17 protein-coding genes are annotated in these 16894 nt (G+C 43.6%); 15 read left to right on the forward strand and 2 right to left on the reverse strand.

The window, feature by feature from the left end; translation table 11 throughout:
- Window positions 1-22: 22 nt before the first annotated feature.
- From FS666_RS06325 to FS666_RS06345, 5 genes are all read left to right on the forward strand, one after another.
- Entirely contained in the window at window positions 23-1105 is a 1083-nt protein-coding gene (locus tag FS666_RS06325) for a type III polyketide synthase (protein ID WP_144461093.1), read from the forward strand.
- A complete protein-coding gene (locus FS666_RS06330) occupies window positions 1105-1659 on the forward strand; it encodes an isoprenylcysteine carboxyl methyltransferase family protein (RefSeq protein WP_244943857.1) in 555 nt (184 codons plus the stop codon). The genes FS666_RS06325 and FS666_RS06330 overlap by 1 nt, the downstream gene beginning before the upstream one ends.
- A 53-nt stretch (window positions 1660-1712) precedes the next feature.
- A complete protein-coding gene (locus FS666_RS06335) occupies window positions 1713-5327 on the forward strand; it encodes a dynamin family protein (protein WP_144461091.1) in 3615 nt (1204 codons plus the stop codon).
- A gap of 21 nt (window positions 5328-5348) precedes the next feature.
- The gene (locus FS666_RS06340; protein WP_120073002.1) at window positions 5349-6179 is read left to right on the forward strand and encodes a sulfurtransferase; all 831 of its coding nucleotides are present in this window, start codon (window positions 5349-5351) and stop codon (window positions 6177-6179) included.
- 78 nt (window positions 6180-6257) lie between these two features.
- Window positions 6258-7178: a 5'-3' exonuclease gene (locus tag FS666_RS06345; RefSeq protein ID WP_164876335.1), complete on the forward strand. Its 921-nt coding sequence runs from the start codon at window positions 6258-6260 to the stop codon at window positions 7176-7178.
- 26 nt (window positions 7179-7204) lie between these two features.
- Here FS666_RS06345 and FS666_RS06350 read toward each other — a convergent pair whose 3' ends face one another.
- Window positions 7205-7594, reverse strand: coding sequence for a reverse transcriptase-like protein (locus tag FS666_RS06350; RefSeq protein ID WP_120072998.1), 390 nt, complete (start codon window positions 7592-7594; stop codon window positions 7205-7207).
- A gap of 125 nt (window positions 7595-7719) precedes the next feature.
- Here FS666_RS06350 and FS666_RS06355 point away from each other — a divergent pair, with 125 nt between their 5' ends.
- Together FS666_RS06355 and FS666_RS06360 are read left to right on the forward strand one after the other, a co-directional pair.
- Window positions 7720-8385 (forward strand): reverse transcriptase-like protein, encoded by a 666-nt coding sequence (locus FS666_RS06355; protein WP_144461090.1) that lies wholly within the window; start codon window positions 7720-7722, stop codon window positions 8383-8385.
- Between the two features lie 31 nt (window positions 8386-8416).
- Window positions 8417-8605, forward strand: coding sequence for a zinc-finger domain-containing protein (locus FS666_RS06360; protein ID WP_120072994.1), 189 nt, complete (start codon window positions 8417-8419; stop codon window positions 8603-8605).
- A 27-nt stretch (window positions 8606-8632) separates the two neighbouring features.
- On the opposite strand, the gene cspD is transcribed toward FS666_RS06360, so the two are convergent.
- Complete coding sequence (gene cspD / locus FS666_RS06365; protein ID WP_018707214.1) at window positions 8633-8842, reverse strand: cold-shock protein CspD; 210 nt, start codon at window positions 8840-8842, stop codon at window positions 8633-8635.
- A gap of 276 nt (window positions 8843-9118) precedes the next feature.
- Between cspD and mntR the strand changes: the two genes are divergently transcribed.
- From mntR to FS666_RS06405, 8 genes are all read left to right on the forward strand, one after another.
- Window positions 9119-9553, forward strand: coding sequence for a transcriptional regulator MntR (gene mntR / locus FS666_RS06370; protein ID WP_144461089.1), 435 nt, complete (start codon window positions 9119-9121; stop codon window positions 9551-9553).
- 115 nt (window positions 9554-9668) lie between these two features.
- A complete protein-coding gene (locus tag FS666_RS06375; protein WP_144461088.1) occupies window positions 9669-11360 on the forward strand; it encodes a formate--tetrahydrofolate ligase in 1692 nt (563 codons plus the stop codon).
- Window positions 11361-11867: 507 nt separating this feature from the next.
- Window positions 11868-13004, forward strand: a complete 1137-nt coding sequence (locus FS666_RS06380) for a conserved virulence factor C family protein (RefSeq protein WP_144461087.1) — start codon at window positions 11868-11870, stop codon at window positions 13002-13004.
- 19 nt (window positions 13005-13023) lie between these two features.
- On the forward strand, window positions 13024-13461 hold the full coding sequence (locus FS666_RS06385; RefSeq protein ID WP_144461086.1) for a BrxA/BrxB family bacilliredoxin: 438 nt from the start codon (window positions 13024-13026) through the stop codon (window positions 13459-13461).
- A 343-nt stretch (window positions 13462-13804) separates the two neighbouring features.
- Window positions 13805-14494 (forward strand): anthrax toxin lethal factor-related metalloendopeptidase, encoded by a 690-nt coding sequence (locus tag FS666_RS06390; RefSeq protein ID WP_144461085.1) that lies wholly within the window; start codon window positions 13805-13807, stop codon window positions 14492-14494.
- Window positions 14495-14510: 16 nt separating this feature from the next.
- Window positions 14511-15305 carry a thymidylate synthase gene (locus tag FS666_RS06395; RefSeq protein ID WP_144461084.1) on the forward strand — a complete coding sequence of 265 codons (795 nt, stop codon included), beginning with the start codon at window positions 14511-14513 and terminating at the stop codon, window positions 15303-15305.
- Window positions 15302-15787, forward strand: a complete 486-nt coding sequence (locus FS666_RS06400; RefSeq protein WP_144461083.1) for a dihydrofolate reductase — start codon at window positions 15302-15304, stop codon at window positions 15785-15787. The genes FS666_RS06395 and FS666_RS06400 overlap by 4 nt, the downstream gene beginning before the upstream one ends.
- 74 nt (window positions 15788-15861) lie before the next feature.
- Complete coding sequence (locus FS666_RS06405; protein WP_144461082.1) at window positions 15862-16704, forward strand: DegV family protein; 843 nt, start codon at window positions 15862-15864, stop codon at window positions 16702-16704.
- Window positions 16705-16894: the final 190 nt, after the last annotated feature.

The following is a 16894-nucleotide window of genomic DNA, read 5'->3' on the forward strand; positions in this document are numbered from 1 at the left end:
GAAGAGAAAGGGGATATTCAATTTGCCGTACATTTTGTCAGTCGGAACAGGAGTCCCTGAAAATGAAATTTCTCAGAAAGATGCCATGGAATTTGCCAGGCATCTTTTTTCCAGGTCTGTTGATCATATTGACCGTTTACTGAAAGTTTTTCACAATGGGGAGATTGAAAAAAGACATATTGCCAAAGATATAAAATGGTATCAAAGCGACCATTCATTCGCGGAGAAAAATGATGCATTTATTGAGGCGGCAGTAGATTTGAGCACCCAGGCCATAAAAGACTGTTTGCACTCCCCGCTATTAAAGAAGAATGTCGAGTATGAGGATATTGATGCGATCTTCATGATCTGCACAACAGGTCTCGCCACACCGAGCCTCGAAGCAAGAATTATGAATGTGCTGCCTTTTTCAAGGCATATAAAGAGAATTCCGATCTGGGGATTGGGGTGTGCCGGCGGGGCGGCAGGGCTTTCACGGGCTTATGAGTATTGCCGGGCATTTCCCTCAGCAAAAGTGTTGGTTGTAGCTGTTGAATTATGCAGCTTGACATTCCAGAAAGATGATCTTTCAAAAAGCAATCTGATCGGTACATCCCTTTTTGCCGATGGAGCTGCAGCTGCACTTGTAGCCGGTACAGAGAGTGACTTTAAAAGATTTACAAGCAGTCCGGTGCCCAGAGTGATTGATACAAAGTCCACATTGCTTAGCGATTCCTTGGATGTAATGGGATGGGATATTAAGGATGAGGGCTTATTTGTTGTATTTTCAAAGAGCATCCCGGCACTTGTGGAAAATTGGCTTGAACCCAATGTATCGGGCTTTTTGGAAGAGCATCAAATGACAATCCGGGATATCGGACAATTCATTGCACATCCCGGGGGCAAAAAAGTGATTTTGGCCTATGAAAAAGCCCTGAAGCTCCAGCCGGAAAAAACAGTTGAATCGTTAAATGTTCTTCGCGAATACGGCAACATGTCATCAGCTTCCGTTCTATTTGTACTAAAAAGTTTTTTAAATAAAAACATAAGAAGCGGGGAATACGGAATCATAACTGCCTTGGGTCCGGGATTCAGTTCCGAGCTTCTTTTGGCCAGGTGGGAATGATGTTTTTTACTATATTTTTAACACTTGTCATTATCCAGCGTTTGTCCGAACTGGCATTGGCCAAAAGGAACGAACGCTGGATGAAAGAGCGTGGTGGCAAAGAATACGGAAAGGGTCATTATTGGGCCATGGTGCTGATTCACATCAGCTTTTTTATTTCCCTGATCATCGAGGTAAATCGGTTTCATCCGACACTCAACACCTATTGGAAACCGTTATTAGTCATATTCCTGCTGGCGCAGGCAGCGAGAATATGGATTATTTCAACTTTGGGGAAATATTGGAATACAAAAATCATCGTCCTCCCGGGTGCAAAGCCGGTTAAAAAGGGACCATTCAAATATATCAAGCACCCCAACTACTTGATCGTCACGATTGAATTGGTTATCATACCCCTTATTTTTCAGGCATATATCACCGCAGGAGCTTTTTTTGTTTTAAATCAGCTTATATTGGCTGTCAGAATACCGGCGGAGGAAAAAAGCCCTCCGAAAACATACAGATTATTCATAACGCCTATAATTGTTCGGGCCATACTATATGAAAATGGCTAAAAATTAGGTAAAATGGAGATAGAAAAGAAAATGTAAGGGGATTGTCAACGCAGATGGTACAGGTATTGGAAAGGTCCATAAATGATAGGCAGCTTCAAAAAGCACTCACATTATTCGAGAGGTTCCAGCAAAATGGAGATACTTCCCGTGCTGAAAAAGCTGCCAAACTGCTCAAGAAAATACATGATATAGAATTTATTACAGCTTTCAGCGGCCACTTTTCGGCTGGAAAATCCACTATGATCAATGCATTGATCGGTGAACAGATTCTTCCGTCCAGCCCGATTCCGACCAGTGCCAACCTGGTAAAGGTCCGTGATTCACAGGAAGAGTTCGCCAAAGTATATTATAAGAACGATAAGCCGCTGTTATTTAAAGCCCCGTATGATTTTGATACTGTGAAGGAGTTTTGTAAGAGCGGCGAAGTGCTGGAAGTAGAAATAGGGAAGCACGGCTCAAATCTTCCCCCGGGAATCACAGTCATGGACACACCGGGTATCGACTCGACTGATGAAGCACATAGGATTTCAACAGAGTCGGCACTCCATTTGGCAGATATTGTTTTTTATGTGATGGACTATAACCATGTCCAATCCGAACTGAATTTTTTATATACGAGAAATTTGCTCCGGCACGGTGTAAAGCTTTATTTGATCGTGAATCAAATTGATAAGCACAATGAGGATGAACTGCCATTTGAAGCCTATAAACAGTCGGTCCGCGACTCCTTTGCAGCATGGAGCGTGTATCCTGAAGAGATCTTCTTCACCACATTGAAGGATCCCGGAAACAGCTTCAATGAATTCGGTTCTGTAAAAGCATTGATTCAAGATGCCATCGCCAATCATGAGGATTGGATACAGCATACGATCGAAGCGGCTTTTCACCAAATGATCAAAGAGCATGAAATATGGATGCAAGAGGAGAAAATGAAGGAGGCCCTTCCTTTTACGGCTGTAATTGACGGGCTTGCAGAAGAAGAGCTTGCCGGCATTTTCAGGGAACAGGAAAAGCTGCATATCAAAAAGAGAAAGTTGCTAAATAGGGCGAATGAATGGATTCGCGATTTTGAAGAGGAAAGAGCCAATCTCCTAAAAAATGCCTACTTGATGCCTTATGAAATAAGAGAGTTGGCAGAACGGTTTTTGGAGTCCGCACAGCCGGATTTCAAGGTCGGTTTTTTTATGAGCAAAAAAAAGACGAAAGAAGAAAAAGCCTCCCGTCTCAATGCTTTTGCCGAAAGCATCCGGAGCCAGGTTGAGCGGCAGCTTGAATGGCATTTGCGTGAACTGTTTGCACGCAAGCTTCAGGCAAGCGCGATTTCACGGAGCGACTTGGAAACCGAGGCTCAAAGCTTAACAATTGATTTTGATAACGATTTGCTGGAATCAGCCATTAACAAAGGTGCGCGGGTAACAGGCGAATATGTTCTGAATTACACGGAAGAGCTCGCCAATCAATTGAAGAGGGCTGCGGTCAACCAGTCTGACAAGTTAAAGGAACTAATAGCGGCCGCCATAGAAGAAAAGGCAAAAAATGAATTGCTTTCCGTCGAGGAAGCTGCTGCTGATGTTGAAAAAGTGGCTAAAGCCATCGAAGAGCTTGAAAGGCTTAACAAGGACTGTGAGGCGAAGCTCGAATGCATCGAGATACCGACAGGCAATGAAGATAAGAATTTAGAAAAGCTTCAGCAGCAATGGGAAAGGTTAGAGAATGAAGTAAATATTTTTCAAGGGAACTATGCGCATGGCCATACAGTCTCTGAAAAAGTGTATGTGAAGCAAAGTGCCCCGGAGGCGGAAGATGATGGCGGCATTCCACCACAAAAGGATGTAATCCGCAAGCTGGATCTCGCCGTCTCTTATTTATCGAAAGAAAAAGGTTTCGAGAGAATGACCGCGCAGCTTCAGCAGAAGGCCGGCCGCTTGAAAAACAATAACTATACAATTGCCCTGTTTGGCGCTTTTAGTGCGGGGAAATCTTCTTTTGCCAATGCCATGCTTGGAGAAAAGGTGCTGCCTGTTTCACCAAATCCGACAACGGCAGCCATAAATCGGATATGTCCGCCGAATCAGGATTACAAGCATGGAACTGCCTTAGTCCGTTTGAAAGAACCGGAAGACATGCTTGATGATGTCAACCAATCATTACAGCTTTTCGGAAAAAATTGCGATAGTCTTGAGGAAGCATACCGTCTTATTCCGTCAGTCCTATCTCAAAAAGAAGGTGAAGGGAAAGAGAAGGTGCATCTGTCTTTCTTGCGCGCCTTTGAAACAGGATATAAGAAATTTAGCGGCAAACTCGGCCAATCCATTATTACAGGCATGGATGATTTCCAAGATTTTGTCGCCAATGAATCCCAATCATGCTTTGTAGAACTGATCGATTTGTATTATGACTGCCCTTTTACAAGAGAAGGTATTACTCTGGTGGACACACCTGGAGCGGATTCAATCAACGCAAGGCATACAGGCGTTGCCTTCAACTATATTAAAAATTCGGATGCCATATTATTTGTCACTTATTACAACCACGCGTTCTCTAAAGCGGACAGGGAATTCCTGATCCAATTGGGCCGGGTAAAAGATGCTTTTGAACTGGATAAAATGTTCTTTATTGTCAATGCCATCGACCTCGCTTCCTCTGATGAAGAAGTCAGCGATGTGCTGGGGTATGTCAGGGATCAATTGACTGAATATGGCATCCGCTTCCCGAGAATTTTTGGTCTATCGAGCAAACTTGCCCAGGAACAGGAAACAAAAGAAGCCTCCAATATCGGAGAATTTTCTAATGCATTTTCAAATTTTCTTGAGAATGACCTGGCAAAAATGGCCGTTCAATCTGCTGAAGCGGAATATCAACGCGCCGTAAAAATGCTTGACCAGATGATTGATTCAGCCAACGAAGATGAATCTCAGAGAGCTGCACGCAAAAGCAGGCTTATTGAATCGAGGGACAAATTGAATGAGTGGCTTGAAGGCATGGGGGCCGCAACAATGCCTGACAGGCTTGCGCAAGAGGCACGGGAACTGGTCCATTACGTCAAACAGAGAGTCTTTTACAGGCTTCCGGACTTCTTTAAGGAAGCTTTCAATCCCGCGGCATTGCAAAACAATAACAAGGACTCTTTGAACAGGGCTTTGGATGATTATTTGGAAGCTTCCGGCTTCGATTTTGCACAGGAACTTCGGGCCACCTCATTGCGGGTTGAGCAATTTGCAGCAAAGCTTTTGAAGGAACGATTTGAACAAATCAATCGGGAAATAGCGTCGATGGATGAAAATTTAATGATATCAGCACCGGAAATTGGCCGGGCGGACACACTTGATTTTTCTCCGGCGTTTAAAGACAGCGATAGGAAATACTTTGCCGGATCATTCAAGTATTTCAAAAACCCAAAGTCTTTTTTTGAAAAGAACGAGAAAAAGCTAATGGAAGAAGCATTGGAAGATCTGCTTTCCCCGCTTGCAGATTCGTATTTGGAACAAGGCCTGGCCAAGTTGAATCAGCATTATCAGGAAATGCTTGCTGCCGAATTTGATAAAATGATAAAAAGCATAGTAGAAGATATAAACGGTCAATATTCAGCATGGCTCCTTGCATTTGAGGATACCGGCAAGATCGGCCATTGGAAGGAGATTCGCCAGGCGATAGCCCCGGCTGAATGAACTTCTGAAGGGGGAATGTTTATGTTTTTTAAATCGATAGAATGGCTGAAAGAGAGATTGGAAGACGAAAATATCCGGATTGTTGACTGTACCTACTCATTAACAGACCCTTTATATGGCAAAAAGACTTATGAGCATAAACATATTCCGGGTGCTGTCCATTTTGACTTGGCCGATGATCTGTCTGACAAAGTTCAGAAACACGGGGGCCGGCACCCTCTGCCCGATATTCAAAAGCTGCAACAAAAGCTCGAACAAGCCGGCATCAATGAAAAAACAACAGTTATCACCTATGACGGCGGGGATTGCTGCTTCGCTTCCCGCTTTTGGTGGCTGTTGAAGTACATGGGGCATCCTGATGTTTATGTGCTGGACGGGGGCATGGAAAATTGGGAGAAAGCCGGTTTTCCAATAACGGATGTCAAACCGCGTACGAAGCCTGTCCATTTTACTGTCAATTTGAACCTCGATATGCTCGCGGACATAGCGGACGTTAAAGCCGCAATAAATAAACAAACGGCAGTGCTGATTGATTCAAGGGCGAGGGAGAGATACTTGGGCATTATTGAACCGCTTGACCGTAAACTGGGACATATTCCTGGCGCGATTAATCGCGAATGGACAGACGGATTTAAAGCAGGAAAATGGAAGAGCCGCGAAGAACAGATCAGCAGATTTTCCGATTTGGATAAGGACGGCAGTATCATTGTTTACTGTGGATCGGGTGTGACAGCCACCCCGAATATCATCGCATTGCTTGAAGCAGGGTTTGAACACGTCAAGCTGTATGCAGGCAGTTATTCTGATTGGGTTTCATACCCAGAAAATCCGGTCGAAAAGGAAGAAAATTAAAACAGGGCTTCCGGCAAGCCCTGTTTTTCTATGCTATAATGACAATATAAAAAAATGGCTGAAAGGTGCTATCCATTGATGAATAAAAATAGGTTATTACTAGTTGACGGAATGGCTCTGCTTTTCCGTTCATTTTTTGCCACGGCCGTCAGAAAGCAGTTTATGATTAACAGCAAAGGAATACCGACAAACGCTGTTCAGGGCTTTTTGCGCCACTTCTTCACAGCGTTGGAATCATCACAGCCTTCACATGTTGCCGTTTGCTGGGATATGGGGAGCAAAACATTCAGAAATGATATATTCCAAGATTACAAGTCCAATCGGGAGGCACCTCCCGTCGAGCTTATTCCCCAATTCGATTTGGCAAAAGAAGTGACATCAGCATTTTCCATACCGAACATAGGACTTCCCGGTTATGAAGCGGATGATTGCATTGGAACGATTTGCGAACAAATCAAAAAAGATATCCATGTCACCGTTTTGACAGGTGACCGCGATCTGCTTCAAATTTTGGATGATCAGGTGCATGTATGGATTATGCAAAAAGGAATCGGCCATTATGCCAAATATACCAAACTCTCGTTTACCGAAAAGTTTCAAATGGAGCCCAAACAGCTTGTAGATGTGAAAGCTTTGATGGGCGATGCCAGTGACGGCTATCCGGGGGTAAAGGGAATCGGTGAAAAAACAGCTATGAAGCTTATACAGGAGCACGGAAATATTGAGTCATTGCTTGAGAATTTATCTGCTTTGACGCCATCGCAGCGAAACAAGATAGAACAGGACAAAGAGATGATGCATATGTCTCGGGAATTGGCCAAAATACATTGTAATGTCCCGGTCACAATCGATCTTGAGGAAGCGAATTGGCCAGGCGTTCCCCATACGGCCTTTGAAATCGTTCAAGAACACGAAATGAACACTATACGCCGCCAGCTTTATCAGTTAAAACAAGAAGTGGCGGAAGATCCGTTTGCGGAATGGGAATTGTCCCGCTGACCTGAAATATGAATCGATTATCTTTCTTAACGGTTCATCCGGATGGCTTTCCTTGCAAGTTCATCCGCTTTTTTGTTTTCCTTTGACGGGATCCATTTAATGAAAAAAAGTTCGAAAGACCTTGCAAGCTGAAGGGCTGTGTCCAGAAGCGGCGCATACTTTTTATTTCGCACGAATGTATTTTCGACGGCATCAACTACAAGGGCGGAATCAGACCTCACTGAAATAATCGAACAGGAACGATCCCGGCAAATTTCCAGTGCCCTGATCAGAGCCATAAACTCGGCTTCATGATTGGTCAACTGTCCAAGCGGAATCGAATGAGATTCAACTTGTCCATTATTCTTTATAAAAATGCCGATGCCGCTCGGGCCCGGATTCCCTGCGCTGGCGCCATCAATGTATACTTCAATCAATTTAACAGCATCTCCTTTCGGTTATTTCTGTCCAACTGGGGAAATATCATATTTAAAGAAGATCACTTAAATTATATCTGACAGGAATGTTTGAACCAACAAAATCACATTGAGGGATCAGTTAAATGGATGTAAAGCTGAAATTTTATTATAAGGGCCCCGGCACAAAACGGCTCCAATTGGAGTCGGAATGGTTTGAGGATAAGGGGATCACGCCATTGGTCAACGATATGCTGAAGACAGGCAGGATTAAAGATATAACCGTAATGGATGAAATGGGAAGGGAATGGACATTAAAGGAATTTCATAAACTGATGGAAAAGACAGAAGATGAGCCGCGCAATCCGACCATCTATTTTGACGGGGGATACGACCGGGAAAACGCGGAATCCGGAATTGGCATTGTGATTTATTATGATAAAGGCAAAGAGAAATTCCGCATAAGATATAACGCGAAATTACTCGAGCTGTTGAGCAGCAATGAGGCGGAATATGCAGCATTGTACAATGCTTTGGAGGTACTTCAGCAACTCGGTGTGAAGCATTCCCCTTGCGTAATCATGGGGGATGCACAGGGAGTGCTTAAACAGCTGTCCGGAGAATGGCCCTGTTTTGATGAAACGCTGAATCTGTGGCTGGACAGGATTGAAGAAAAAATAAAAGCCATGGGTCTAAAGCCGTCATTTCAAATCATCGCCAGAAATGAAAATAAAGAAGCCCATAAACTGGCCGGCCAGGCCCTTCGAAATCAGATGATTGACAGTCATCTGAAGCTCGAAACGCAAGAATAAAAAGAATCAGTGTCAAGGGAAGGTTGGTCACATGAACCGTTCAGAAGTGATGAAAGAAATTAATGGTCTATTAAAGGAATATTGTGAAGAATGTTTTTTAAAGAAACACTTCAGGAAAGAATATAGCAAAACGCACGCTCACCACTTTTGCATTAAGCAATGTACGGTTGGTGAAAGCCTTCGAAAGAAAGGCGATTTATTGTTAACAATAAAAGGCTGACAAAAATTTGTCAGCCTTTGGATTTTTTTATATAGAAGAAACTTTATTTACGTTAGCAGCTTGAGGCCCGCGATTTCCTTCAACAATCTCGAAAGAAACTTCTTCGCCTTCTTCCAGTGTTTTAAAGCCTTCTCCTTGGATTGCGGTAAAATGTACGAAAACGTCGTCCCCACCTTCAACCTCGATGAATCCATAACCTTTTTCATTGTTAAACCATTTTACTTTTCCGTTTTGCATGCACTTAATCCTCCTAAAATCTTCGGCAACGAATGCCAATAAAAAATATTATCATAAAGCAAAACAACTGAAAAATCTGTAGATTCCCTATATTTTGCTTAAATGATAAGTCAACTATACACCAGGTAAAATAAAGAGTCAAGAAAACGCTTAAAATTAACGTGATTTATTCGAAAATTGTAATAACGGTAAGCCGAAGTACATACATCACTTGTTAAAACTCCTTTCTTATAGTACACTTTTATTTGCTTATTACGGGAAAGAGGAGGGATAAAGATGCCGACCCCAAGCATGGAGGATTATATTGAACAGATTTATTTACTGATCAGCAACAAAGGATATGCAAGGGTTTCAGATATAGCGGAAGCTCTCGAAGTCCATCCCTCCTCGGTTACGAAAATGGTTCAAAAACTTGATCGGGAAAGCTACCTTCACTATGAACGATACAGAGGGCTGGTTTTAACCGCCAAAGGGAAAAAAATCGGCAAACGGCTTGTTGACCGTCATGACCTGCTTGAAAGGTTTCTTATGATTATCGGGGTGGATGAAGATAATATATACGCTGATGTGGAAGGGATTGAACATCACTTGAGCTGGAATTCCATTGACCGCATCGGTGACCTCGTACAGTATTTCGAAGAATACCCGGACAGGATCACGGAACTGAAGCTTATTCAAGAAAAAAACGAGGAAGAAACAGCAAGTCAATAAATTCCAAAAAAAGCGCCTTGATATTAGATATTAAGGCGCTTTTTTTGCGTGAATAAGGATAATAAAAGGAAAAGATGGTGCTATATGGTACAATTGATTTAAAAAATCGGGAGGTATGCATGTGAGCGGAAAACAGCCAATGAGTGATATCGAAATCGCACAAAACGCCGAGGTATTGCCAATTCAACAAGTTGCCGAAAAGATAGGCCTGTATGAAGATGACATTGAATATTACGGGAAATACAAAGCAAAGATTTCCTATGAAAAGATTAAGGAACTTCAAAAAAACAAAGATGGAAAGCTTATCCTTGTCACATCCATCAATCCGACACCGGCAGGCGAAGGCAAGTCCACGGTGACCGTCGGACTCGGCGATGCTTTATCAAAGCTTGGAAAAAAGACGGTGATTGCCCTCAGAGAACCCTCTCTCGGCCCAACAATGGGGATTAAAGGGGGAGCGACAGGGGGCGGACGTGCACAGGTCCTGCCGATGGAGGATATCAATTTGCATTTCACCGGAGATTTGCATGCCATCACCACAGCAAATAACGCACTTGCTGCATTGCTGGACAACCATATGCAGCAGGGGAACAAACTGAGAATCGACCAGCGCAGAGTCGTTTGGAAACGGGCAGTTGATTTAAATGACCGTGCTTTGCGTGAGGTGGTCGTCGGACTTGGGGGGCCAGCCCAGGGTATTCCGCGCGAGGACGGCTTTGATATAACGGTCGCTTCGGAAATCATGGCTGTGCTGTGCCTGTCAACAGATTTGGAGGATTTAAAGCGGAGACTTTCGCGCATGGTCATTGCATATGATTTAGACAAGAAGCCTGTCACAGTGAAAGATCTCGGGGTTCAAGGAGCTCTTGCCCTATTATTAAAAGATGCACTCAAGCCGAATCTCGTCCAGACAATCGAGCATACCCCCGCTATCATTCATGGAGGGCCATTTGCCAATATCGCCCACGGGTGCAACAGCATCATGGCGACGAAAACGGCAGCGAAAATGGGTGATTTTGTAGTAACGGAAGCTGGTTTTGGAGCAGATCTTGGGGCAGAAAAATTCCTCCATATCAAATCCAGAAATGCAGGTTTGCAGCCGGATGCCGTTGTTATTGTGGCAACAATCAGGGCCTTAAAGATGCATGGAGGGGTTCCGAAGAATGAGCTGACCCATGAAAATATTATGGCTCTTGAAAAGGGTTTGGAGAATTTAAAGAAACATACGGAAACGATTGCAGCATTCGGCCTGCCATTTGTTGTGGCGATCAATAAATTTTCTGCAGATACGGAGTCCGAGGTGTCGCTTCTTGAAAAATGGTGCGATAAACATTCTATCCCTGTTGCATTGACAGAGGTTTGGGAAAAAGGCGGAGCAGGCGGTATAAGTCTTGCTGAAAAAGTGTTGCACGTAATAGAATCGGATAAGCGCCAATTCAATTATTTATACGATCTATCGGATTCTCTTGAGGAAAAAATTAGGACGATTGTTCAACAAGTATATGGAGGCAAGGACGTAGAGTTTTCAGTTGCGGCGTTAAAGCAATTGAAGGAATTTGAAGAGCAGGGATGGGGAAGTTTGCCTGTCTGTATGGCGAAAACACAATACTCCCTTTCAGACGACCCTTCCAAACTCGGACGCCCTGAGGATTTCATCATTCATGTCAGGGAACTGAAACCCAAACTGGGCGCCGGCTTCATTGTCGCGTTAACCGGGGAAATGATGACAATGCCGGGGCTTCCAAAAGAGCCGGCAGCCAATCATATGGATGTGGACGAACGAGGCCGGGCAATCGGGTTATTTTAAGAACAAAGGCGGAAGCGCCTGTTTATCGACGTACAGACTGGAGCGCTTCTGACGAGATAAAGGAAACACGCGCAGCGCAGCGGAGCGATGTTGACTTATCGTAGGAAAGCTACTACTTGAGATGGCTTCGTGTGATGCTTCCTTGAGTTGGCGTCGTGCAGCTTTGCGACGAGGTGAGCCAAACATCTTCGAATAAGCTACGCCGCAGGAGCACACCAGGCGTGAAGTCTGCTAGTCGATAGGCGCTGGCCGCCTTAAAGCGCCACGTCCTGTGGCGCCGGCGGCACTAGGACTTCCTGTCCGTCGGAGCCGGACGCAGCATTAAGTGACAAATAAGTCACTAACAACTTAGAGCATTTTATAATTTCCTAAACAGGAACAAAAAGGCGCAAACCGACTCTTTGCGCCTTTGTTCCTGTTTAAGATCTTGCTGTTAGTGGATAGGATGATGACTGTGGTACAATTATTCACAGGGGTTTTAAACATTTTCGGGAAAGGTGGATTGTCATGAAAATAAAAACAATTGAACCGACACCGAGTCCAAATACGATGAAGGTCATTTTAAGCGAGGAACTTGAAGCGGGTGTCAGCAACAATTATAAAAAGGAACATATGGAATCAGCCCCGCCTTATATAAAACAGATTCTTGAAATAGATGGAGTAAAAGGAGTCTACCATGTAGCCGACTTTTTGGCTGTGGAAAGAAATGGAAAGTTCCATTGGGAAGAAATTTTACCAAAAGTCAGGGAAGTGTTTGGTGAAAATACAGATCCTTCGAATGAGGAAATGATCAAGCCGGACGAACATTTTGGTGAAGTAGGGGTCCAGGTTCAAATGTTTAAAGGCATCCCGCTGCAAGTTAAACTGTCAACCGGAACGGAAGAAAAAAGGTTCGGACTGCCGAAGCGGTTTACAGATGCCATGTCAGCGGTACAATCAGAAGGTGATAATTATGTCCTTTTGCGAAAATGGAAGGATATGGGAGTCAGATATGGTGACCTCGATGCGATTGGACAACAGGTGATTGAAGAGCTGGGGGCTGCGTATCCCGACGAAAGATTGAAACAGATCATCGAAGATGCCAACAAACCTGATGCCCGGCAGTCAGTTCAAACAAGAAAATTGATCAAGCTCACCCCGGAAATGCTCGATGAGCCTGATTGGAGAAAAAGATATCAGCTTTTGGAGCAAATGGATACGCCCGGTCTTGAAGATCTTCCGGTGCTTGAAAAAGCCCTGCACGATGAAAAGTCATCCATACGGAGACTGGCTGTCGTTTATCTTGGAATGATAGAAGATAAGAGAGTTCTTCCTCTTCTATATGAAGGTTTGCATGATAAAACGGTCACTGTAAGAAGAACAGCTGGTGACTGTCTTTCAGATCTCGGATTTTCTGAAGCCATGGAAGAAATGAGCCAGGCACTGAAAGATAAAAGCAGAATTGTACGTTGGCGCGCTGCCATGTTCCTGTATGAAGTGGGAGATGAACGGGTTTTGCCAGCCCTTAAAGCGGCGGAGAACGATCCGGAATTTGAAGTCCGGCTTCAAATAAAAATGGCTATCGAGCGCATTGAGGGCGGAGAAGAAGCAAAAGGCTCCGTTTGGAAGCAAATGACTGAAGCAAGGAAACAACCGACGAAGTAATGGAAATGGAGGAATCAATATGTCGATGGCATACGAGGAATATATGAAACAAGTGGTCAAGCCAATGAGAGAAGAACTTGTGCAGGCAAACTTCAAAGAGCTTTTGACCCCTGAAGAAGTTGAGGAGTTTATGAATCATGTAACGGGGACTACGCTTGTTGTCGTCAACTCGGTCTGCGGCTGTGCCGCTGGGCTTGCAAGACCTGCAGCCATCAGAGCAATTGAAGAAAGCACTGTCAAGCCTGACCATCTCGTAACGGTTTTTGCCGGGCAGGAGAGGGAAGCAACCGCGAAAATGCGTGAGTATTTTTCCGGCTATGAACCATCATCGCCTTCCATTGCACTGATGCAAGGAAAGGAAGTTGTACATTTCATTCCGAGGGAAGATATTGAGGACAGTGAAGTGGAGAATATCATCGCCAGCTTAAAGGGAGCTTTTGAAAAAAACTGTAAATAAAAGGATAGAGAGCTTTGGGCTGCTCATGTGCCCAAAGCTCTTAATCCGCAATCGTCAAATAAACAAAATAGCCAAGCAAAGCAATGAGTCCAATTGTAATAAGCACAGATGTCATCTATTAACCCTCCTTATTCCAAACGAATACTCATATTATACCTCAACTTAAAACTTTTACCATTGATAATGGAAAAAGTTCCTTTAAATGCAATAAATTCATGTTTATTCTTACTTTAAAGCCGTCGATGCCATGAAATCTTCTTCTGGGAATCTCTAAATCTCTCAATAAATATGATATAATTTATTTTATCCTCAAAAAACATAAGAAGAGAAGAGGCAGCCCAGAATGCGCAAAATATTATTAATCCTTCTTATTTTCCCTGTCCTATTTTTTATTTCCGACTTTTCCAAGGCAACAAATATTGGGGTGCCGCTTGGAGAAAGCGAACTTTATAGCATGTTAACCTTAAAGTCTGGCAATCTGCTGAAAGACGCAGTCATATTGCCGGAAAAAGAGTTTGACGGTGAGGAAGCGGCCAACATCATCAAGAGGCTGGATCTTCTGCCGAAATCAATCTTGTCAGATATAAAAAAGAATGGAATAAAAATAATTCTTTTCGAAGGGAAATTGACGGATCAGCCTTACGTAGAGCATCTGAAAGGGAAGGTGCCCAGAGGTTACCCTGAAACTGTGTTATGGGATGATTTGCCGGGTGCTGGCGGCTCACAGTATGTCTTTGTCAAAATCGGATCAAGTGAAAAAGGGAAAGGCCACGGTTCAGTAAATCTTGAATATCATGAGCTGGCCCATTCCCTGCAGCGATTCTCCTATAATGATGACAAAACGGATAAGGAATTGACAGAGGTATGGAAACAGGAGGCAAGCTCACTATTTCCGAAACGGGATTATTTTCTCGATTACAAGGAAGAGTATTTCGCCGAATGTTTTGCCTATTACTTTTACTCCGAACATACACGGGAACAATTGAAAGTGAAAGCTCCGAAAATGTATACTTTTTTAAACAGCCTACAATAAAGCGAGGGTGTCTTTTATGGAACAGTATCTGAAATTATGCAGCCATGTGCTTGAAAGCGGAACAGTAAAGGAAGATCGGACCGGTACCGGTACGATCAGCACTTTCGGATATCAAATGAGATTTGATCTGCAGGAAGGGTTTCCGCTTTTGACTACAAAAAAACTGCATGTGAAATCAATTATTTATGAGCTTCTTTGGTTTTTGGCCGGTGATACGAATGTGAAGTATCTTCAGGATCATGGAGTCAGAATTTGGAATGAGTGGGCTGACGAGAACGGAGATCTAGGCCCTGTTTACGGAAAACAATGGCGGTCATGGCAGGCGGCTGACGGGAAAACAGTGGATCAGATCAAAGAGGTTCTGCATCAGCTTAGAACAAACCCGGATTCCCGGCGGATGATTGTCAACGCCTGGAATGTGGGGGACATCGATAAGATGGCGCTGCCGCCATGCCATTGTCTGTTTCAGTTCTATGTTTCCGACGGAAAACTTTCCTGCCAGCTTTATCAGCGTTCAGCCGATATTTTTCTGGGCGTCCCATTTAACATAGCTTCGTATGCATTATTGACCATGATGATGGCGCAAGTTACGGGCCTTAAGCCAGGAGAGTTCGTCCACACATTGGGAGATGCCCACATATATAAAAATCATGTTGAGCAGGTAAAACTTCAGTTGACAAGAAAGCCGGGGCCGCTTCCAAAGATGAAAATCAATCCGGATGTGAAAGATTTGTTCGCTTTTACTTATGAAGATTTTTCATTGGAAGATTACAATGCGCAACCGCATATTAGAGGAGAAGTGAGTGTATGATTTCTTTTTTATGGGCTCAGGATGAAAATGGGCTGATCGGGAATAACAATGAACTTCCATGGCGGCTGCCGGCCGATTTGAAATATTTTAAAAAAACAACAATGGGCCATCCGATTGTGATGGGAAGAAAAACTTATGAGTCCATCGGCCGGCCATTGCCGGAACGCACGAATATCATCTTGACAAGGGATGAAGAATACCGGGCTGAAGGCTGCCTTGTTTTTCATTCGAAAGAAAAACTTCTTGAATGGATTGAAGAAAACGGATCAGAAGTGTTTATTACCGGCGGATCGGAAATATTCAAGCTTTTTCTGGATGTCGCCGACCGGCTGTATGTAACAAAAATCAGGGCTGCATTTGAAGGCGATACCTATTTCCCAAAAATGGATTGGGAAAAGTGGCGTTTAATATCAGCTGTAAAAGGTCCGAAGGATGACAAAAATCCATATGATTATGAGTTCCAAATATACGAACGGGATTAAAAAAGCGAACCGGTGTGTTCGCTTTTTTCATACGTGAGCCCGCAAACAAAATATAAGCTCTGAGGATGTGCAGCATGCAAATGATAAAAATAGTGACGGATTCAAGCAGTGATCTGACGGTGGAAGAAGCGAGTGAATTGAATATCCGAGTTATCCCCCTTACTATATCCATCGGGGAGGAGTCTTTTTTAGATGGGGTTGATATTGCTCCTGAAGAGTTCATTAAAAAAATGCAGGGATCAAAGGACTTTCCAAAAAGCTCCCAGCCGGCAATAGGAGAATTGCTTAATCTTTATAATCAACTGACAGAGGATGGAAGCGAAGTGATATCCATTCACCTGGCGGGGAAACTGAGTGGAACGGCAGAATCAGCAAAGGCCGCAGCAGCCATGGCTGCAGGAAAAGTAAATGTTGTAGATTCATTGTTTATTTCCAAAGCATTGGGCTTTCAAGTAAGGGAAGCGGCAAAAATGGCGAAAGAAGGCTTTGCTGCAGACGAAATTTTTGAAAAAATGAACGAAATAAGAAAAAACACCAATTTGTTTGTAGTAGTAGACACATTGGAAAACCTTGTAAAAGGAGGGCGGATTGGAAAGGGTACAGCATTGATCGGTTCCTTCTTGAATATCAAACCAATTGCGATACTTGAAAACGGAGAATATTCCCCGGTCGCCAAAGTTCGGAGCCATTCACAGGCAGTAAAATATATTATGAAACAGTTTATGGATGATGTGAAAGGGAAAACAATCAAATATGCAAGCATTGCACATGCAAATGGGCTGGATTTTGCGGCAAAATTGAAAGAGCAGATTGAGAAACAGACAGATTTCCACTCTGTTGAGATACTTTGGACAAGCCCGGTTATCAGCACTCATACCGGCCAAGGGGCCATAGGCTTTTCATATTATGCAGACTGAAAGAAGCGGTCATGAAGATCGCTTTTAATTTTAGAGCAAAAGTAAAGTATAGCCTAATATGAAAAATTTTTTCAAAAGAAGCTTTTCTTTGTCCAGCTTCAGCGCCCAGCGACTGGCAAACTTCGCCCTCCTCCACTACGATAAGTCAACATCGGCTCGTACCTCGCCGTGTTTCCTTTATCTCATTGCG

The sequence above is a fragment of the Siminovitchia fortis genome (assembly GCF_007681465.1).
In the GTDB taxonomy this organism is placed as follows: domain Bacteria; phylum Bacillota; class Bacilli; order Bacillales; family Bacillaceae_C; genus Siminovitchia; species Siminovitchia fortis.

Coding starts and splice junctions, on each gene's coding strand:
- FS666_RS06330 (WP_244943857.1), top strand. CDS start 1,105: ATGTTTTTTACTATATTTTTAACACTTGTCATTATCCAGCGTTTGTCC.
- FS666_RS06335 (WP_144461091.1), top strand. CDS start 1,713: ATGGTACAGGTATTGGAAAGGTCCATAAATGATAGGCAGCTTCAAAAA.
- FS666_RS06340 (WP_120073002.1), top strand. CDS start 5,349: ATGTTTTTTAAATCGATAGAATGGCTGAAAGAGAGATTGGAAGACGAA.
- FS666_RS06345 (WP_164876335.1), top strand. CDS start 6,258: ATGAATAAAAATAGGTTATTACTAGTTGACGGAATGGCTCTGCTTTTC.
- FS666_RS06355 (WP_144461090.1), top strand. CDS start 7,720: ATGGATGTAAAGCTGAAATTTTATTATAAGGGCCCCGGCACAAAACGG.
- FS666_RS06360 (WP_120072994.1), top strand. CDS start 8,417: ATGAACCGTTCAGAAGTGATGAAAGAAATTAATGGTCTATTAAAGGAA.
- cspD (WP_018707214.1), bottom strand. CDS start 8,842: ATGCAAAACGGAAAAGTAAAATGGTTTAACAATGAAAAAGGTTATGGA.
- mntR (WP_144461089.1), top strand. CDS start 9,119: ATGCCGACCCCAAGCATGGAGGATTATATTGAACAGATTTATTTACTG.
- FS666_RS06375 (WP_144461088.1), top strand. CDS start 9,669: ATGCATGTGAGCGGAAAACAGCCAATGAGTGATATCGAAATCGCACAA.
- FS666_RS06380 (WP_144461087.1), top strand. CDS start 11,868: ATGAAAATAAAAACAATTGAACCGACACCGAGTCCAAATACGATGAAG.
- FS666_RS06385 (WP_144461086.1), top strand. CDS start 13,024: ATGTCGATGGCATACGAGGAATATATGAAACAAGTGGTCAAGCCAATG.
- FS666_RS06390 (WP_144461085.1), top strand. CDS start 13,805: ATGCGCAAAATATTATTAATCCTTCTTATTTTCCCTGTCCTATTTTTT.
- FS666_RS06395 (WP_144461084.1), top strand. CDS start 14,511: ATGGAACAGTATCTGAAATTATGCAGCCATGTGCTTGAAAGCGGAACA.
- FS666_RS06400 (WP_144461083.1), top strand. CDS start 15,302: ATGATTTCTTTTTTATGGGCTCAGGATGAAAATGGGCTGATCGGGAAT.
- FS666_RS06405 (WP_144461082.1), top strand. CDS start 15,862: ATGCAAATGATAAAAATAGTGACGGATTCAAGCAGTGATCTGACGGTG.